At 32.8% G+C, this 18,431-nt stretch carries 13 protein-coding genes; 2 read left to right on the top strand and 11 right to left on the bottom strand.

Translation table 4 applies throughout. The features are described from left to right. The first annotated feature begins 92 nt into the window (after positions 1–92). Positions 93–692, top strand: coding sequence for a YigZ family protein (locus SERIO_RS00450; protein WP_047790979.1), 600 nt, complete (start codon positions 93–95; stop codon positions 690–692). A gap of 29 nt (positions 693–721) precedes the next feature. Here SERIO_RS00450 and SERIO_RS00445 read toward each other — a convergent pair whose 3' ends face one another. From SERIO_RS00445 to SERIO_RS00430, 4 genes are all read right to left on the bottom strand, one after another. Further along, positions 722–3,721 carry a 2-oxo acid dehydrogenase subunit E2 gene (locus SERIO_RS00445; protein WP_047790978.1) on the bottom strand — a complete coding sequence of 1,000 codons (3,000 nt, stop codon included), beginning with the start codon at positions 3,719–3,721 and terminating at the stop codon, positions 722–724. A 172-nt stretch (positions 3,722–3,893) separates the two neighbouring features. Next, on the bottom strand, positions 3,894–4,217 hold the full coding sequence (locus tag SERIO_RS00440; protein WP_053040791.1) for a hypothetical protein: 324 nt from the start codon (positions 4,215–4,217) through the stop codon (positions 3,894–3,896). Between the two features lie 72 nt (positions 4,218–4,289). Continuing rightward, positions 4,290–6,473, bottom strand: coding sequence for a PTS fructose transporter subunit IIABC (locus tag SERIO_RS00435; RefSeq protein ID WP_047790977.1), 2,184 nt, complete (start codon positions 6,471–6,473; stop codon positions 4,290–4,292). A 106-nt stretch (positions 6,474–6,579) separates the two neighbouring features. Then, entirely contained in the window at positions 6,580–7,488 is a 909-nt protein-coding gene (locus SERIO_RS00430; RefSeq protein ID WP_047790976.1) for a type I phosphomannose isomerase catalytic subunit, read from the bottom strand. Positions 7,489–7,665: 177 nt separating this feature from the next. On the opposite strand from SERIO_RS00430, the gene SERIO_RS00425 reads away from it, so the two are divergent. Continuing rightward, positions 7,666–8,145 carry a hypothetical protein gene (locus SERIO_RS00425; RefSeq protein ID WP_047790975.1) on the top strand — a complete coding sequence of 160 codons (480 nt, stop codon included), beginning with the start codon at positions 7,666–7,668 and terminating at the stop codon, positions 8,143–8,145. Positions 8,146–8,155: 10 nt separating this feature from the next. On the opposite strand, the gene SERIO_RS00420 is transcribed toward SERIO_RS00425, so the two are convergent. From SERIO_RS00420 to rpoC, 7 genes are all read right to left on the bottom strand, one after another. After that, complete coding sequence (locus tag SERIO_RS00420; protein WP_047790974.1) at positions 8,156–9,208, bottom strand: DUF3137 domain-containing protein; 1,053 nt, start codon at positions 9,206–9,208, stop codon at positions 8,156–8,158. 10 nt (positions 9,209–9,218) lie between these two features. After that, positions 9,219–9,830 (bottom strand): LemA family protein, encoded by a 612-nt coding sequence (locus SERIO_RS00415; RefSeq protein WP_047790973.1) that lies wholly within the window; start codon positions 9,828–9,830, stop codon positions 9,219–9,221. Positions 9,831–10,134: 304 nt separating this feature from the next. Continuing rightward, the gene (gene tuf / locus SERIO_RS00410) at positions 10,135–11,319 is read right to left on the bottom strand and encodes an elongation factor Tu (protein WP_047790972.1); all 1,185 of its coding nucleotides are present in this window, start codon (positions 11,317–11,319) and stop codon (positions 10,135–10,137) included. Positions 11,320–11,425: 106 nt separating this feature from the next. Beyond that, a complete protein-coding gene (gene fusA, locus SERIO_RS00405) occupies positions 11,426–13,510 on the bottom strand; it encodes an elongation factor G (RefSeq protein WP_047790971.1) in 2,085 nt (694 codons plus the stop codon). Between the two features lie 30 nt (positions 13,511–13,540). Next, positions 13,541–14,008 carry a 30S ribosomal protein S7 gene (gene rpsG / locus SERIO_RS00400; RefSeq protein ID WP_047790970.1) on the bottom strand — a complete coding sequence of 156 codons (468 nt, stop codon included), beginning with the start codon at positions 14,006–14,008 and terminating at the stop codon, positions 13,541–13,543. Positions 14,009–14,053: 45 nt separating this feature from the next. Further along, a complete protein-coding gene (gene rpsL, locus SERIO_RS00395; protein WP_047790969.1) occupies positions 14,054–14,473 on the bottom strand; it encodes a 30S ribosomal protein S12 in 420 nt (139 codons plus the stop codon). 200 nt (positions 14,474–14,673) lie between these two features. Continuing rightward, positions 14,674–18,411 carry a DNA-directed RNA polymerase subunit beta' gene (rpoC, locus tag SERIO_RS00390; RefSeq protein WP_249024930.1) on the bottom strand — a complete coding sequence of 1,246 codons (3,738 nt, stop codon included), beginning with the start codon at positions 18,409–18,411 and terminating at the stop codon, positions 14,674–14,676. Between the last annotated feature and the right edge of the window lie 20 nt (positions 18,412–18,431).

Here is an 18,431-nt window from a genome sequence, read left to right as displayed (position 1 = left end):
GAAATCATTAGCAATTACTACCTTCCTTTTATATAATATTTTATGTGAAACTATTTTGGGGAGCGTAGGGAGATATTAAGGATTTATTAAAAATGTATATTATCAACAAAAATGAAGTATTTACTAGTGAACTAGTTTTTAAGAACTCTAAATTTATTTGTTTTATGAGTTATGTTGAAACTCAACAAGATATTATTAATTTCTTAGCAAAGTATAAAGATAAATCAGCAACTTGCAATTGCTATGCTTATGTTATTGGTAAACGTCGAGAAAATATTTATAAAACTGATAATGGTGAAATTAGAAACAGCGCTGGGCGAGCAATTTTAAATAATATTCTTAACAAAGAGTTGACTAATATTATTGTCTTAGTTATTAAGTATGCTGGTCCCGTTCTTCTGGGCTTTGATTCTTTACAAACTATTTATGGAGCAATTACACGCAAAGTTATTGATTTAGCACCATTAACTAAAATTAGTGAATATATCAAAGTAGGGATTTTATTTCGACCGTTAAATGAGATTTTTGTAAAAGAACTATTATCTAAATACAATATTAAAATTACGCGGCGCGATTTTTATCGCAAGAATTTACTATATACCATTATCGTTAATAAAACTAGTAATTGAACTCATGAACTAGATGCATTAATTGTGAAGGGTACAATATATAGTTATAAAATTTTACGTTAAAAAACATTATCGGCAAGATAATGTTTTTTTTATGATAACGTAATTAATTCTGGTTGTTCAAGAATTTCTTTTAATCTAGTCATAAAAATTCCTGCTTCCGCGGCATCAATAATTCTTTGATCAATGGTTAGTGAAATACTCATCATTGAACGAATTACCAACTTGTCGCCTTTAATTACAATTGGTTTACGAACAATTCTGCCGATTCCAATCACAGCAGAGTTCGGATAGAAAATTGTTGGGGTTGCTTGGGTTGCACCAACTGTTCCATAGTTAGCAATCGTAATTGTACTTCCTTGCAATTCATAATCATATAATTCACCTTGACGTAAACGATCAAGAGTTTCTTGAATATTAATAGCAATTTGTTTTAAACTTAGCCGTTCTGCAAACTTAATCACTGGAATAACTAGTCCCTCACTTGTTTCCGTTGCTAATCCAATATGGTGAGAATTTTTAATTACAATTTGGTTAGTTGATTGGTCATAGTATGAATTTAGTTTTGGATATTCACTTAATGCTAACGAAACAGCTTTTAAGATAAAACTCATTGTTGAAAATTTTACTCCCGTTTCAGCATTGGCATTTTTTAATTTTCGTTGTTGCTCAATGACCGCTGACATATCGATTTCTGTACTAATTGTTAACGGTGGTACTTGACTTTGGGATAAAATAACTGACCGAATCACTGGATATTTAGTTCGTTTAATTTCTTCTCTCGTTTCTAATCCCTGTGGTTCAACAGGATTAGTATTTGTATGTAAAATATTAAGATTATTATTTAATGGTTGAATGAAATTTCCTGCGTTGCTATTAGATTGTTCATCAAATTTTTTAACCATAATTCCTTCGTTATTATGGACAACTGGTTGGTTCTGTGGTTCTGGAGACAATTGATTAAAATTAGTTGCCTGCTGATTAGACATTGATTCTCGTAATAACTGGGTTAAAAAAGGATCAGGTGGTTGGTTCATACTTTTAATCATTTGTTGCATTAACATGTATTGCATCATTTTATCAAAATTATTGTGATCATTATTGTTAACATTGTTACGAAGATTATTTTCTTTTAATGTTTTAATTTCTTGTAATAATTCATGGTGTTTATTTTGTTGCTCTTGTTGTGCTAATTTTTCTTTTAAAATTGCTAGTTCAACCAATACTTCCTGGTTACTATTATTAATAACTGGTGGTTGGTTTACAATTACTGGCTGGGTTTGGGGCGCAGGGTTAGTCACAAATGGTTGGCTATTAGCAACTGGTTGGGGAGCTAAAGATGATGGTGGTTGGCTAGGACTCTTGCGACTATCAGGAATGATTCCCCGGTAAGGGTCAATAACTTCCTCATTATTATTTATTGCTTGGGTTGATGATGATAATTTTTGCTTATTATAATTATCATTTAAAAGATCATATTGAGCTTCAATTTCTTCATAAGAAGGTCGCTTGTAATTATTAATTGCCCCTAAAACGTTATCGGTAACTTCAATATCACCGCGCGCTAATTGTTCCATTCTTTTTTTAATTAATTCTCGTTGGTTTCGTGTTTTAAGAATTTTTTCACGTTGATCATTATTATTTAATTTTTCATATAAACGATCACGATAGGTTTTTAATGGCGAATAATAACCTAAATCTTTGGGAGGCGTATTTTGATCCTCACCAACTTTAATTTCATAACCATCCGCTGTAATATAGTCCACTGGCTCTTCTTCAACCGAAATTTTAGGTTGTTTTGCTACACTATGATCACTACTACTTGCCCCTGTTGAGTTAACTCCATCAATTGACTCTAATTGACCATTATTTTTCATTAAATTATTCATTCGTCCTTGAATAATGTTCCGCATAATTTTAGGACGCCCATATTCATCTAAGAAATCCATTGCGTTTTTATTATTTTCAGGTTCATTAATAATTTCATGAAAATTATTTTGTTGGTGTAATTGATTACGACGCGCTTTTACTAAATCACGAAAAGAAGAATTTCCTTCTTCATTAGCAGCAAAAAGATTAGTTGTTGAGTTATTTTGGGGTGCTTGATCTTGCACTTTTGTTTCTTCAACAAGATATTTCGCATAAGTTTTTGCATTAGTTTCGTCTTTTAACATATTATCACTTTCCTTAACTGCATTAGCAATATCACTATGCATTTGCATAAATGAATTATTTAGTGAATGATTGTTTTTAACATTATCGTTGCGATCTTTTACACCATAATTTTCCACATTAACATCTTTAATTGTATCAATTGAAGGAATCTGCGCACGTTCTTGGGGTCCAACATTGTAATGTAAATTTTTAAATGATAGTCGGCGTGACTTTTGGGGACCAAATGTTAAATGTTTTTCACTTATTTTTTCTGAATTTGAATTAGCCACTGGTTCTTCTTTTTTAATTAAATTATCCGTCTGTTCTTTAATAGGGTGATGAAGATTAATAATCGGCTGATTATTTTCAACCGGAATAACTGATGGCTCAGTTAAATCATCTGATTCAAGGAGAACAGCTTTTGGTTCCTCAGTGATTGGTGCTTCTGGTGATTCAACAATAGTTTTTAAATTAGCAATTCGGTTTGCATACTGGTTATTTTCGCTAGGAGTTTCAGTAATATTAAGTGGTTGCGGGGGAGTTTTAGTATCAACATCACTAACAAAAGCAGCCCCTGAATAATCTTCTTCCTCAATATCTTTTCATTTTGTTCCAAATTGTCCATTTTTACCAGGATTAAATCGTACGCCATCTTTATCTAAATAACTAAATTCATCTTGATAACCATGTTTATTATTATATTTAGCAATTTCTTTCTCATCGGTTAATAAGTATGCAATGGTTGAACCTTTCTTAACAGTTGTACCTGTTTTTAGTGGCTTAATGATTTTACCATTATAAGGGGCTTTAATAATTATTTCATCATTATTTATTTTAACTACCGCAATATTATCACCAGCATTAACAACATCACTGCTATATAAAAAACGCTCAAGTATACCTTTTGTCTTTAAATTCGATATTTTGATTTTTTCCATTAATATGTGCCCCCACAAATTCTAAATATTAAAATTTTGATAACCATACTATTACTAACCATGTTCACCCATTTGTTATATGTTAATTATATCATAAAAGTTTAAATTTTAAAAAAATAAAACGAGATAATATTATACACAAAAAAATAAAAAATATCAAAAAAAATAATAATTAATTATCATTTTCATTATTATTTTTATTTTTTAATTCTTCTAATTCCGCTTCTAATTTTTTAATTTTTTCTTGATCAGTAATTGTTTTTTCGGGGATGGAAGTTGTTTTCTTCTTATTTTTTTGTTTTCGTCGTAATTCGCGCATTCTTGTTCATAAACTTTTTAATTCAACTTCTTCAGCTTTATTTTTAATATTATCGGTTTTCTTTTTAAAATATCAGACTAAAATAGCAACTATTATAATAATTGCAATACAAATTAATAAAGCTGCTCATCAAGGTAAAACCTCAAATAAATTAAAAGTAACATTTAAATTAAGCATAATTTTATTAACTCCTTACAAATATCATAAACAAAAAAATGGGTAATTACTACCCATTTTATAAGTTATCTACTATCCTTTGATATTATTTTTTGCTACTTTATTAGGTTTCACTTGTTTATTTGCTTTTTTAGCAGCTACTTTGTCGGCTCTTGTTTTTAAAACAAATTCTTTCATTGAAATTGTTTCACCTGTTCGTTTTTTATCAATAATCATTCATGTTCCATACATAAAGGCATTAATTGTTGCCCCACCAAACATAATAACTAATGATAATAATGTTCAACCTCACGCAGTTCCTCACCCTAATAATTGGCCATCGTTTCCACGACCAATTGCTCCCACTAAGGCAACAATTGGACCACCATGTGCAGCGGCATCAGCAATTCCTAATAGTCCAGCTACAGCACCAGCAATTGCTGAAGAAACAACATTACATACAATCGCTCTTTTTGGGTCATTAATAGCAAACGGAATTGCCCCTTCCGAAATTCCGATACATCCCATAAAGAAGGCTGATGATCCCATTGCTTTTTGTTCATCATTATATAATGGACGGAAAATTCATGTCGCCATTCCCATTCCTAATGGTGCAACTGGGATGGCACAAGCCATTGCCCCCATTGGGGTATAGACTTTTGATCCAATTAATCCTGTACAAGCTAAGAACGCTACTTTATTAATTGGTCCACCCATATCAAATCCAGCCATCGCTCCAATTAGTAACCCGAATCCAAATCCGATTCCTAGTCCAGCAGCATTGTTTGGATTTCCTCATGTTGATGAAATTCATCATTTGAATTGGTGCATTACATAACCAACTACTAATCCAACTACAAACATCATAATCATTCCGTACACAAATCCAACTAGAACCGGAATTACAAAAATTGGCATTACCGAACGTAAGGATTTTGGTACTTTTCAAGTATTAATCCACTTAACTGTATAACCAACAGCCAACCCCGCTAAGATAGCTCCCACAAATCCGGTTGGTGTATCAACAGCACCAATTCCAGCAATTGGGAAGAAAGCACTCGCATCATTTCCAATAAATGACACTACTAACGCTGGGGCAATTGCCGCTCTTCCGGCAATTGAATTAGCAATGAAGGCCCCTAAAATTGGAATCATTAGGGTGAAGGCTGCACTCCCTAGTTTTAATAAATAATAGAAAAAATTTTGGGGATCAGCAGTGGGATCAGTATAATAAACCGCTTGTCAGGTTGGAATTGTTTGGCCTGGATTTAAAACTCATTCCATATCCTTAAATGATCCATGGTAGTGTTGATAACTAGCGCCATAAATAGCTTTTGATAATCCCAAGGCAAGAGCAATAAAAATACCCCCCAAAATAACAATTGGAACCATATAAGAAACCCCGGACATTAAGTGTTTCATAATTCCTGTTCTTTGGCCACTATTTTTATCACCGCTAGTATTAAACTCACCTACTGCTTGAACTTTGGCTTCTTTTAAAGCAGTATTAATAACCCCTTCAGGATCTTTAATTGCTTTTGATGTACTTGTAGTGTAAACTCTTTTACCACCAAATCTTGACATATCAACCGCAATATCAACAGCTGCAACAATTACTTCAGCTCGTTGAATCTCATCATCAGTAAAGTTATTTCGAATTCCTTCTGATCCATGGGTCTCAACTTTAACTGTATACCCTAATTTTGGTCCAGCCTGGGTTAACTTATCAGCTGCTAAGAATGTATGTGCAATTCCAGTTGGACACGCTGAAATTCCTAAAATTAATTTTGAACCACTAGTTGTTGTAACTGATTCTTCTTTCTTACTTTTACCCATTAATGCTTCTTGAATTTTGGCTTTATCAGTTTCAGTTTTCATTGCTTGTTTAAAATCAGCATCCATTAATTTTCTGGCAATATCACTTAACAGTCCCAAGTGAATGTCAGCTGATTTGTCTTCTGGAATGACTAACGCAATCGCAATATTAGTTGGTTTCCCATCCATGGCATTTCAATCCAATGGATTTTGATATCTAACAAATAATACTGCTGGTTTTTTAACTGCTTTGATTCTCGCATGGGGAATGGCAAAACCATCTTCAAAACCAGTTGATGATTCTGCTTCACGAGCTTTAAAGCCAGCCACTAAGTCACTTGCTTCATCAACACAACCTAGTTTTTTGGCTAATTCTGCTAATTCAACAAACGCTTCTTGTTGTGTTTTCGCTTGTGAATCGAGAATTATATGTTCTTGATCGAACAAATCATTAGATTTCATTTGAATATATACCTCCTGTCCTTATTATAGTTTTTTTTTTTTTTTTGTAAATAGTTTTTTCCAAACAAAAAAAATATTCAGAAAAAAATAAAAAATAAGTTTACACTTATTTTTTATAACTTAATAACAACTCACCCGAAGTTTTAATTGTTAAATTGTTACTGAAACCTACTAGAATTGCTGATTCACCAGGAAGCAATTCTTCACCATTAATCACTGCTGTACCTTTTAATAAAGTAACTTGAGCTCAATTAATATTTGGCAATTCTAAATGTTGATTAGACTTAATTAAATATAATGTGAAATATTCATTATCAATTAAGAGCCCCTGCTCTTTATGAATAACTGGTAATTGAGGGTCAGGAACAGTGGTAACATCTAAACATTCTTGAATATGCAACGGACGTAAATTTCCGTCCTTATCTTTCCGATCAAAATCATAAAATCGATAGGTGACATCTGATGATCTTTGCAGTTCAAAAACAGTTACTCCGGGGGTAATGGCATGAATCTTTCCCGGCGGAACATATAAGAAATCCCCTTTTTTAATTTTTACTTTGACAAACAATTCATTTCACTGCTTATTCTTAACAAAATCACTTAATTCTGCTTTTGTTTTTGCATGGTGTCCATAAATTAATTCCGCCTCTTCTGGACAGTCAATGACATACCAACATTCTGGTTTTCCTAGAATCCCGTTGTGTGCTAAACTGTATTTATCATCAGGATGAACTTGAACTGATAAATAATCATTAGCAGTAATAATTTTAGATAATAAAGGAAATTGCGAATTATTATCGTTAAAAAGATCATGATGTTTTTCATATAATTCTTTTAGTGATAATCCCTGGTATTCTCCGCTTTGGACATATCCCATGCCATTCTCAATCGCACTAACTACTCATGCTTCCCCAATAAGTTGATTAGCTGGTAACTTAAACCCATATTCTTCTAATTTTCTTCCCCCTCATAAACGCTCTGAGAAAAAGGGCGTTATTTTTATCATTTTATACATATTTATTTCATCCTTTCCTTTTTACATACATATCTTAAATCATATTTTTTAATTAAGCAATGAAAATTCTATTTTTTTTATAAACTCGGAAAAAAGTATTGATTTATTATTTTAATAATATTTTATAATGAGCATAAATTTGTTATGATTTACTTAATAAAAAAAGTTAGGTGTAATATGAAAGTTGCGGACATTAAATTAATTATTAAAAAAATAAAATTTAATCTATTATGATTATTTATTTTTTTAGCTCTTAGTTTAATTATTGTGTTATTATCTTTTATTTTTAGTAAAATTAGTCCCACTGATAAACTAACGTATTCAATAATATTCATTATTTTAAATCTTATTTTATTGTTCATTAATTTCTTATTAATTAAAAATCCTTTTATTTTTGTTAAAACATATGCTTATGATGAAAAAAAAGAACATTTTAAAATTAAAGCTTTTATTTATATTTTTACTTGCTTTATTGCCTTAGTAATTTTCTTTATTTCATTAGTATCTGTTAGTATGGCGACTAAACAACCATATTCGCAAGTTCTTCATAACCAATGGTATGTTGGTGTTAGTTATATGCTTTGAACAATTGCAATTATTTTTGGCTTTAGTTATTTTAACTTAAGAATTTTAAATAAAAAAATAAAATACGATTAGTATTTTATTCTTATAAATCTTCCCCAATTAAATCGTAAGCAACTACTCATTCAAATACCCGACGGAAATACTGAAGATCAGCAATAATTTTGTTACAAATATCACTAGGGATATCTTCTCAATTACCTTTTAAATCAATCCCGGCTAAAACTCCAGTTGGGTCTTGTCAGCCCCCCACACTAAATTTTTCAAAACCATAGGTTAAGTAATTTTCGGCAAAATTCATCTGCGGAATATTATTTACAGTCTTACCCAAATCGATTAAATTAGCAATAACTTTGGGGACTAATAGCTTTCGGATCATAATTTGATCATCAGCATCAACCGCATACATTTTTTCAAATTCACTTGATTCTAAATCAGTATTATCCTTAGTTTTAAAAATTTTTAAAAATGACTTTGCTGGTTTAATAATAGCATTGACTTCAATATTTTTATTTAAAATAATACTATTTAAAAAAGGGAATCGGTTTCAATAATATGTCGTACGACGACCCTGGCTATCAACATAACTACGACGGATTTCCTGGGTTAGAGTTCCAAATGAACAGCGAAAACTACGATGTTGTAAATTAAGAACGCGGTCCACTCTAATTTTGCCTTCATGGGGAACAAAAGCATTAGGAGCAATTTTAAAATTCGTCGAAATATCATCTAACTGGATTTTCCCCGCGAATTCATCTAAAAAGGCAAGTTGATAATATTTTTGGAAATCTAAAACTTTTAAAATCTTTTGTTCATAATTATGGGATGTATATCATTTGACATAAAAAATAATCCCAATTAAAAATAGCAACGCCCCAATCACTAAGAAAACAATGTCAACAATCAAAAAAACACCGCGCAAGGATTTACTAGCCGCAAGAAAATAAATTGTAAAGACAAGGAAGAGTAATCCCGCACTCAACATAATTGCGGCAAATGCCCGCCAATTTTTTGAAGAATACTTAAAACTTATTTTATGGTTACTAAATTGTTGTAATTTATCATTAACATCATTTGTAACCGTGGCAATTCAGCGTTGTGACTGCGGAGTTATCGTTGAATTTAAATTATTTGTCATTAGCTGTTAATTATTGTCCTAAATCAATTTTAACATCTTGACGATCAGCAGGAGCTGCTTCAAAATATAAATATGTTTGCGCGTGAATAGTTCCGGCTGATACATTTGTTGGTCAGGTCTTAATTCTTCCGTTAAAATCACGAACTTCTGAATTATAAAATCTACGAGCAGCAGCAATGTTGTCTTCACAATCTTTAATTCCTGTTTGTAATTCAATTACACTATTATTAGCTTTCAAATCAGGGTAATTTTCCATTAACATGTTAATGCGCCCCATTTGATCACTAATAGCTTTGTTAATCCGATCAACATCTTTCATTTTAAAAGGACTTGTTTGACTTCTCAATTCAATAATTGTTGATAATGTTGATTTTTCATATTGCATATATTGCTTTGTAGCATCAACTAATTTTGTTAGCATATCCATTCTTCGTTTTAATTGCACATCAATATCCGATGCTGTTTCTTCAATTCGTTGTTTTTGACGAATTAAACTATTTCTTGTTCCAATAAAAATAAAAATTGGAATAATTAAAATAAATGAAATATATACAAAAAACTTCCCAAAAGCACTTGCTTTTGCTGGTTCTTCAACATTATTGACTGTTGGGTTATATGCCATCTTATTAACCTCCTTTAAATGACTTAATTAGAATTATAACTAAAAATCCACTAAAAACAAGCGTTTTTAAGTAAATCTTCTTGTTATGAAGATAAATTAGAATAAATAATCATAAAAAATACCTAACAAATAATCGTTGATTGTTAGGTCCTTTGCGCACTCTGTTAACATTAATATCTAATTTACATTTATAATATAACATATTTTAGAGGTGACAATTAATACTAATTTTAGACAATTTAAATATTTAAAATAAAAAAATAATAACTTACGAATAAGTTATTATTTGATTGTGTCTTTACAATTATTTAATAATTTCCACAACTGATCCAGCGCCGATTGTTCTTCCACCTTCACGAATTGAGAATTTAGTTCCTTGTTCAACAGCAATTGGACTAATTAATTTAACTGTTAACTCAACATTGTCTCCTGGCATTACCATTTCTGTTCCTGCTGGTAATTCAATGCTTCCCGTAACATCAGTTGTTCGGAAGTAGAATTGTGGACGGTAGTGACCAAAGAATGGTGTATGACGTCCTCCTTCTTCTTTTGTTAACGCATAAACTTGAGCTTTAAATTCTTGGTGTGGTTTAACAGTTCCTGGTTTTGCTAAAACTTGTCCCCGTTGAATATCATCACGGTCAACACCACGTAATAATGCTCCAATGTTGTCTCCCGCTTCCGCGTAGTCTAATAATTTTCTGAACATTTCGATTCCTGTAACAACTGTTTTATGAGTTGGTTTAATTCCAACAATTTCAACTTCATCGTTTAATTTTAATTCTCCACGTTCAACACGTCCAGTTGCAACTGTTCCACGACCTGTAATTGTGAAAACGTCTTCAACTGGCATTAAGAATGGTTTATCTTTATCTCTTTCTGGAGTTGGGATATAATTATCAACTGCATCCATTAATTCCATTACTTTTTCTTCTCATTGTGGTTCACCGTTTAATGCTCCTAATGCTGATCCTTTAATAACAGGGGCATTATCACCATCAAAGTCGTATTGGCTTAATAAGTCTCTAACTTCCATATCAACTAAGTCTAATAAGTCTGCGTCATCAACCATATCACATTTGTTCAAGAAAACAACGATTTTTGGAACTCCAACTTGTTTTGATAATAAGATATGTTCTCTTGTTTGAGGCATTGGTCCATCAGTTGCAGCAACAACTAAGATTGCACCGTCCATTTGGGCAGCTCCAGTAATCATGTTTTTAACGTAGTCCGCGTGACCTGGACAGTCAACGTGAGCGTAGTGTCTTTTCTCTGTACGGTATTCAACGTGTGATGTGTTAATTGTAATTCCACGTTCTTTTTCTTCTGGGGCGTTGTCAATTCCATCATAACCTTTAGCTTCGGCGAATCCTTTTTTAGCTAATACTGTAGTAATCGCAGCTGTTAAAGTTGTTTTACCATGGTCAACGTGTCCAATTGTACCTACATTTACGTGTGGTAAACTTCTGTCAAATTTTTGTTTTGCCATTTTATTTTTTCCTCCCTAATTAATTGACAAATGTCATAACTATTTTAATAGAATTTATTTATATTTTCAATCCTTTTTTTAAAATGGTAGACTAACCATGTATTTTTTAAGCAGCCGGTGCGGCTTTTCCTGATTTTTTAACAATTTCTTCAGTAACTGATTTTGGTGCTTCTTGGTAGTGTGAGAAGATCATTGTGTAGGTCCCTCTCCCTTGGGTAAAACTACGAAGGTCAGTTGCATAACCAAACATTTCTGATAATGGTACTTTTGCTTTAACAACTTGGGCATTTCCCCGTTGTTCATTTCCTTCAATTTGTCCCCGACGTGAAGATAAGTTACCCATTACATCCCCGTAATATTCTTCGGGAACAATAACTTCCACCGCCATAATTGGTTCTAAGATAACTGGTTTTGCTTTTTTAGAAGCTTCCCGTAACGCTAAACTAGCGGCAAATTCGTAAGCCATTTGTGATGAATCGACATCATGGTATGATCCATCAAATAAAGTTGCTTTAATATCAATCATTGGATAACCCGCTAGTTTCCCAGTCTGCATTGAATCTTCAAGTCCTTTTTTAACAGACCCAATAAATTCACGGGGAATTTTTCCTCCAACAATTGCATCCACAAATTCAAATCCTTTGTCATGGTTTGGTTCAAATTTAATTCAAACATGCCCATATTGTCCCCGACCTCCAGATTGTTTGATGTATTTTCCTTCAACTTCGGCGGTTTCTTTGAAAGTTTCACGATATGAAACCTGGGGTGCTCCAATATTTGCTTCAACTTTAAACTCACGTTTTAAACGGTCAACAATAATGTCAAGGTGTAACTCACCCATTCCCGCAATAATAGTTTGTCCAGTTTCTTCATCGGTTCATGTTCTAAAAGTTGGGTCTTCTTCCGCTAATTTTGCTAAAGCTAAACTCATTTTTTCTTGGTCAGCTTTTGTTTTTGGTTCTAATGCCAAGTTAATAACTGGTTCTGGAAAGACCATTGATTCTAAGATTACTTCATTTTTTTCATCACATAAAGTATCTCCAGTTGTTGTTAATTTTAATCCAACCGCTGCCGCAATATCTCCCGCATAAACTTCTTCAATTTCATTACGGTTATTAGCATGCATCTGTAAAATCCGCCCAATTCGTTCTGACTTATCTTTTGTTGAGTTTAAAACACTACTTCCTTTTTTTAAGACTCCGGAATAAACCCGGAAGAAAGTTAGTTTTCCAACAAACGGGTCAGTCATAATTTTGAAAGCTAATGCTGAGAATGGTTCATCATCTGAAGCATGTCTTTCCACTTCACTTCCATCTGGTAATACTCCCTTAATTGCGGGAATATCCACTGGGGAAGGTAAGTAGTCAATTACGCCATCTAACATTGCTTTAACCCCTTTATTTTTAAAGGCACTTCCACAAAAGACTGGGAAAAATTCACTAGTTAAAGTTGCTTTACGCACCGCTGCTTTAATATCTGCCACACTCACATCTTGACCATCTAAATATTTCATCATTAGGTCTTCATCAAAGTTAGCAGCTGCCTCAATTAATTTGGTGCGGTATTCTTCAACTAAATCTTTCATATCATCTGGAATTGCAATTTCTTGCGCTTCTTCATTTGGTTGACCATCATAATGGTATGCTTTTCTTTCAATAATATCAATAATACCACTAAACTGGTCTTCAGCACCAATTGGCAATTGTACTGGGTGAGCATTACCTTGTAAACGTTCATGAATTGTTTTTACTGAATATAGGAAATCAGCACCAATTTTATCCATTTTGTTAACAAACACAATACGTGGTACTTTATATGTCGTCGCTTGACGTCAAACAGTTTCTGTTTGGGGTTCAACTCCTGACTGTGCATCTAATACCGCAACAGCCCCATCTAATACCCGTAGTGACCTTTCAACTTCAACTGTAAAGTCAACGTGGCCAGGGGTATCAATGATGTTAATCCGCATATGCTTTCAAAAAGCAGTTGTGGCGGCTGAAGTAATTGTAATACCTCTTTCTTGTTCTTGGGCCATTCAGTCCATTTGGCTGGCCCCATCATGGGTTTCACCAATTTTATGAATTTTTCCCGTATGGAATAAAATCCGCTCTGTTGTTGTTGTTTTACCAGCATCAATATGCGCCATAATTCCAATATTTCTCGTATTTTCTAGAGAATATTCTCTTGCCATTTCTCATTTTCCTTTCTACCTATATCTTTTTTATCAACGATAATGAGCAAATGCTTTATTAGCTTCTGCCATTTTATGGGTATCATCTTTTTTCTTAACTGCTCCCCCAACTCCGTTTGCAGCATCTAAAATTTCATTTGCTAATTTATCAGTCATACTTTTTTCATTTCTTAATCTTGCATAACTAATTAATCATCTTAACCCTAAGGTAATTTTACGATCTTCATTAACTTCAATTGGGACTTGGTAGTTAGCCCCCCCAATTCTACGCACTTTTAATTCTAAATGTGGAGTAATATTTTCCAGGGCTTTGTTAAATGTTTCTAACGGATCCGCATTTGTTCTTTCTTTAATTTTTTCAAAAGCTCCATATAAGATTGTTTGAGCAACTCCTCTTTTACCATCAATCATAATTTTATTAATGGCACGTGTTACTAATTTTGAATTATAAATTGGATCTGGTAAAACATCTCTCTTTTCAGCTCTACGTTTACGCATTTTTTCTTCCTCCTTCCACTAATAATCATTCCTTGCTATTAAATTCTAAGATTTTGCTTTAGGTTTTTTTGCTCCATAAAGTGATCTTCCTTGCTGACGGTTATTAACACCAGCAGTATCCAATGTTCCCCGAATGATATGGTATCTTACCCCAGGTAAGTCTTTGACCCTACCACCACGAATTAACACAACGCTGTGTTCTTGTAAGTTATGTCCTTCACCAGGAATGTAAGCAGTAACTTCCATTCCATTTGTTAAACGAACACGAGCATATTTTCTTAACGCTGAGTTAGGTTTTTTCGGTGTCATTGTTGCAACACGAGTACAAACCCCTCTTTTTTGAGGAGATGTCGTATTAGTTACCTTTTTTTGTAAAGAGTTCAACCCACGGTTTAAAGCCGGCGCTTTTGTTTTTCAAACTTTATCTTTACGTGGTTTTCTAACTAATTGGTTAATTGTTGGCATCCTCTTGTTCTCCTTTCACATATCCGAGTGTATCAAACAATACAATCCACATATAATAATAGCGATTTTTCAATTAATAGTCAATATTATCATCATTATTTATTAAAATTTTATTTTTTAAATCATGGAATAACTATTTCTGTTACTACTACTTAACTTAATAAAATAAAAAGTTTACAATAATTTGTAAACTTTTATTCTTAATATTCTTCTGTTCTTGCCGCAATTCCTGCTTCAATAATTTCTTTTGATTCTTTTAAGCCAGTTCCCGCTGGGATTAAATGTCCTAACATAATATTTTCTTTTAATCCTTCTAATTTATCAACTTTTCCTTTGATAATTGCTTTTACTAAAACACGTGTTGTATCTTGGAAAGAAGCAGATGATAAGAATGACTCTGATTCTAATGGTGCTTTTTTAATACCAAAGATGACATGTTTTGCGGTTGGTGGTTTTTTCATTGCCCGCACCGCATTAATTGTTTCAGTACGGTATTTTTTAATTGAAACAATTTCTCCTGGTAACAAGTCAGTATCCCCTGAATCAATAATTTTTACTTTGTTTAACATCTGTTTAACAATAATTTCAATGTATTTATCAGAAATTTCAATCCCTTGTAAACGGTAAACTTTTTGAACTTCTTTTAGAATGTAGTTATGAACATCTTCAATCTTCGCTACTTCTAATAATTCTTTAATATTAATTGAACCTTCAGTTAATTTTTGACCACGAACTACTTTATCACCAATTTTAATCCTTAGGATAGCACCGAATTGGGTTTTATATTTACGTTCATCATTTTCTGATTTAACATGAATAATATATAACCCACCTTCATCTTTAATATCACTAATTTCACCATCAATTTCTGAAATGATCGCAATTGATCCTTTTGGTGTTGTAACATCTAATAATTCTTTAATCCGTGGTAACCCTTGAGTAATATCAGCCCCTCCGGCTACCCCTCCGGTATGGAAAGTACGCATTGTTAACTGGGTTCCGGGTTCTCCAATTGATTGGGCCGCAATTGTTCCAACTGCTTCTCCAATTTCGACTTCGTTTCCAGTTGCTAAATTTTTCCCATAACAAATCTGACAAACTCCTTTATCAGCTTCACATGTTAAAACTGAACGAATCATTACTTCTTTGATTCCGGCTTTGATAATTCGTGCCGCGTCTTCTTCTGTTAATAAAGTAGCAGCTGGAATAATATCATTTTCAGATAATTTAATATCACGTAAATTACAACGACCCACTAACCGGTCTTTTAATGGCACAATAATATTTGAGTGTTTTTGTTCTACAATATCTGAAACCATAAACCCTTTCCGAGTATGACAATCTGGAATTGTTACAATAATTTCTTGGGAAACATCAACCAAACGGCGGGTCAAGTATCCAGAGTCGGCTGTTTTTAAAGCAACATCGGCCATCCCTTTTCGTGCCCCATGGGTTGAAATAAAGAACTCTGATACTGATAATCCTTCTCGAAACGAAGATTTAATTGGTAATTCAATAATGTCTCCTTTCGGGTTATTCATTAATCCCCGCATCCCAACTAGTTGAGTAAAGTTCGAAACGTTTCCCCGTGCTCCCGAATCAGCCATCATAAAGATTGGATTTTTAGGGTCTTCTTTTAAAACATGTTCTAATTCATTTTGGATATTATCTTTTACCCGTGATCACACATTAACAATTCGTGTATGTTTTTCTCGGGCCGTTAACATTCCTAATTTATAGTAATCATTAATTTCTTGTACTTTTTGGTCAGCTTCTTTAAACTCAACATGCTTATGTTCATAAACTTTAACGTCGGCGGCTGAAACAGTAACCCCTGATTTTCCGGAAAATTTAAATCCTAAGTTCTTCATGTTGTCTAACATTTCCGCTGTTTTGTTAGCCCCATATAATTTAAAGTATCGATCAATAATATTTGATAAATCTTTTTTCTTAAATGGCGCATTAATTTTTCAGTTTGCCAAGTATTCATGCAGATCAACATTATCTTTAATCATATTTCGTGGTGCTAAAGCAATTAAATTTTCAACATTTGGTTCATTAATATATGGGAACTCTTCTTTAAAAATTTGGTTAAAGATAATTTTCCCGGGTGTTGTAATTAAGTAATCTCCCATATTAGCTTGTTTAAATTGTTTATTGCTAAAAGCTTTAACAGGGATCGCAACTAAGGCATGTAAAGCAACACAATTAGTTTCATAAGCCATAATTGCTTCGTTAATATCTTTGAAAATTGAACCTTCTCCTAATTGATCACGTTCTTCGTATGTTAAATAATAGTTTCCTAACACCATATCTTGGGTTGGAGTAACAATTGGTTTCCCATCTTTTGGTCCTAAAATATTGCGGCTTCCTAACATTAAACTTCTAGCTTCTGCTACTGCTTCATCGGTAATTGGGACATGGACCGCCATTTGGTCTCCGTCAAAGTCCGCATTAAAAGCAGTTGTTACTAATGGGTGTAATCTAATTGCTTTCCCCTTTACTAATTTTGGTTCAAAAGCTTGAATTCCTAACCGGTGTAAGGTTGGTGCCCGGTTTAAAAGGACTGGGCGATCTTTAATCACTTCTTCCAATACTTCTCAAACTTTATCATCTTGGTTTAAGATTAATTTTTCTGCTACTTTAATATTAGCTGCAATTCCATTTTTAACTAAGTATTGAATGACAAAAGGTTTAAATAAGGTAATTGCCATATCACGTGGTAATCCACATTGATACATTTTTAAATCTGGACCAATCGCAATAACGCTTCGCCCTGAATAGTCAACACGTTTCCCTAATAAGTTTTGACGGAATCGTCCTTGTTTTCCTTTTAAAATACTTGTTAATGATTTTAATGGTCGTTTATCTTTTCCAGTAACTGGGCGGGCTTTTCGTTCATTATCTAATAAAGCATCAACAGCTTCTTGTAACATCCTTTTTTCGTTATTAACAATTACACTAGGTGCTCCCATAGCTTTAACTTTTTTTAGCCGTTCATTACGGATAATAATCCGACGGTATAAATCATTAATTTCCGAAGTTGTAAATCTACCCCCATCTAATTGAATAATTGGACGAATATCAGGAGGAATAACAGGAATTGCCCGTAAAATCATCCATTCGGGTTTACTATTTGATTTTTTTAATGAATCTAAGACTTCTAATCTTTTCATTAATTTGTTTTGATCTAATTGTGTTCTTTTATCTTTTAAATCTTGTTTAATCTTGTTGATTTCAGCATCAATATCTAATTTTTTTAATAATTCTTCAATTGCTTCAGCGCCAATTCCAAATTTAGCATTGGTATGGCGATTAATAAATTGGGCACACTCATCCATTGAAAACGGTAACGAAGTATTTTTTAAATCTTCAATCATTTGTTCGCCAGCTTCATAAGCAATTGTATTTGGTTCAAGGGTATCTAAGATTTCCCGCAAAGTTTTTGTTAAACGTTGACGAGTTTGGGCTGAGGTTTTAGCATTTCCTAAATCTAATACCATTTTTGGGCGTAATGATTTGGCATCTCCAGCATCCAAAACAATATAAGAAACAAAGTAAACGACTTCTTCTAACTCTTTAGTTTTCATATCTAAAATCAGAGAAATCCGACTTGGTGCCGCTTTTAGCATTCAAATATGAGTAACTGGTTCTTCTAATTCAATATGACCCATTCTTTCTCTTCGCACGATAGCTTCAGTAATTTCAACCCCACATCGTTCACAGATTTTACCTTTGTTTTTTGATTTTTTATACTTTCCACAAGCACACTCAAAATTTTTGGTTGGACCAAAGATTTTTTCATCAAATAAACCATCACGTTCTGGTTTTAAAGTTTTATAGTTAATTGTTTCGGGTTTTTTAACTTCCCCATAAGATCAACCACGAATATCATCGGGATTAGCCAAGCCGATTTTAATCATGCGTCCGTTTTTCATTTTATTATTTTCTACCATTT

Source organism: Spiroplasma eriocheiris, assembly GCF_001029265.1.
Taxonomy (GTDB): Bacteria; Bacillota_I; Bacilli_A; order Mycoplasmatales; family Mycoplasmataceae; genus Spiroplasma; species Spiroplasma eriocheiris.
This window is presented reverse-complemented; position numbering and strand designations above follow the sequence as displayed.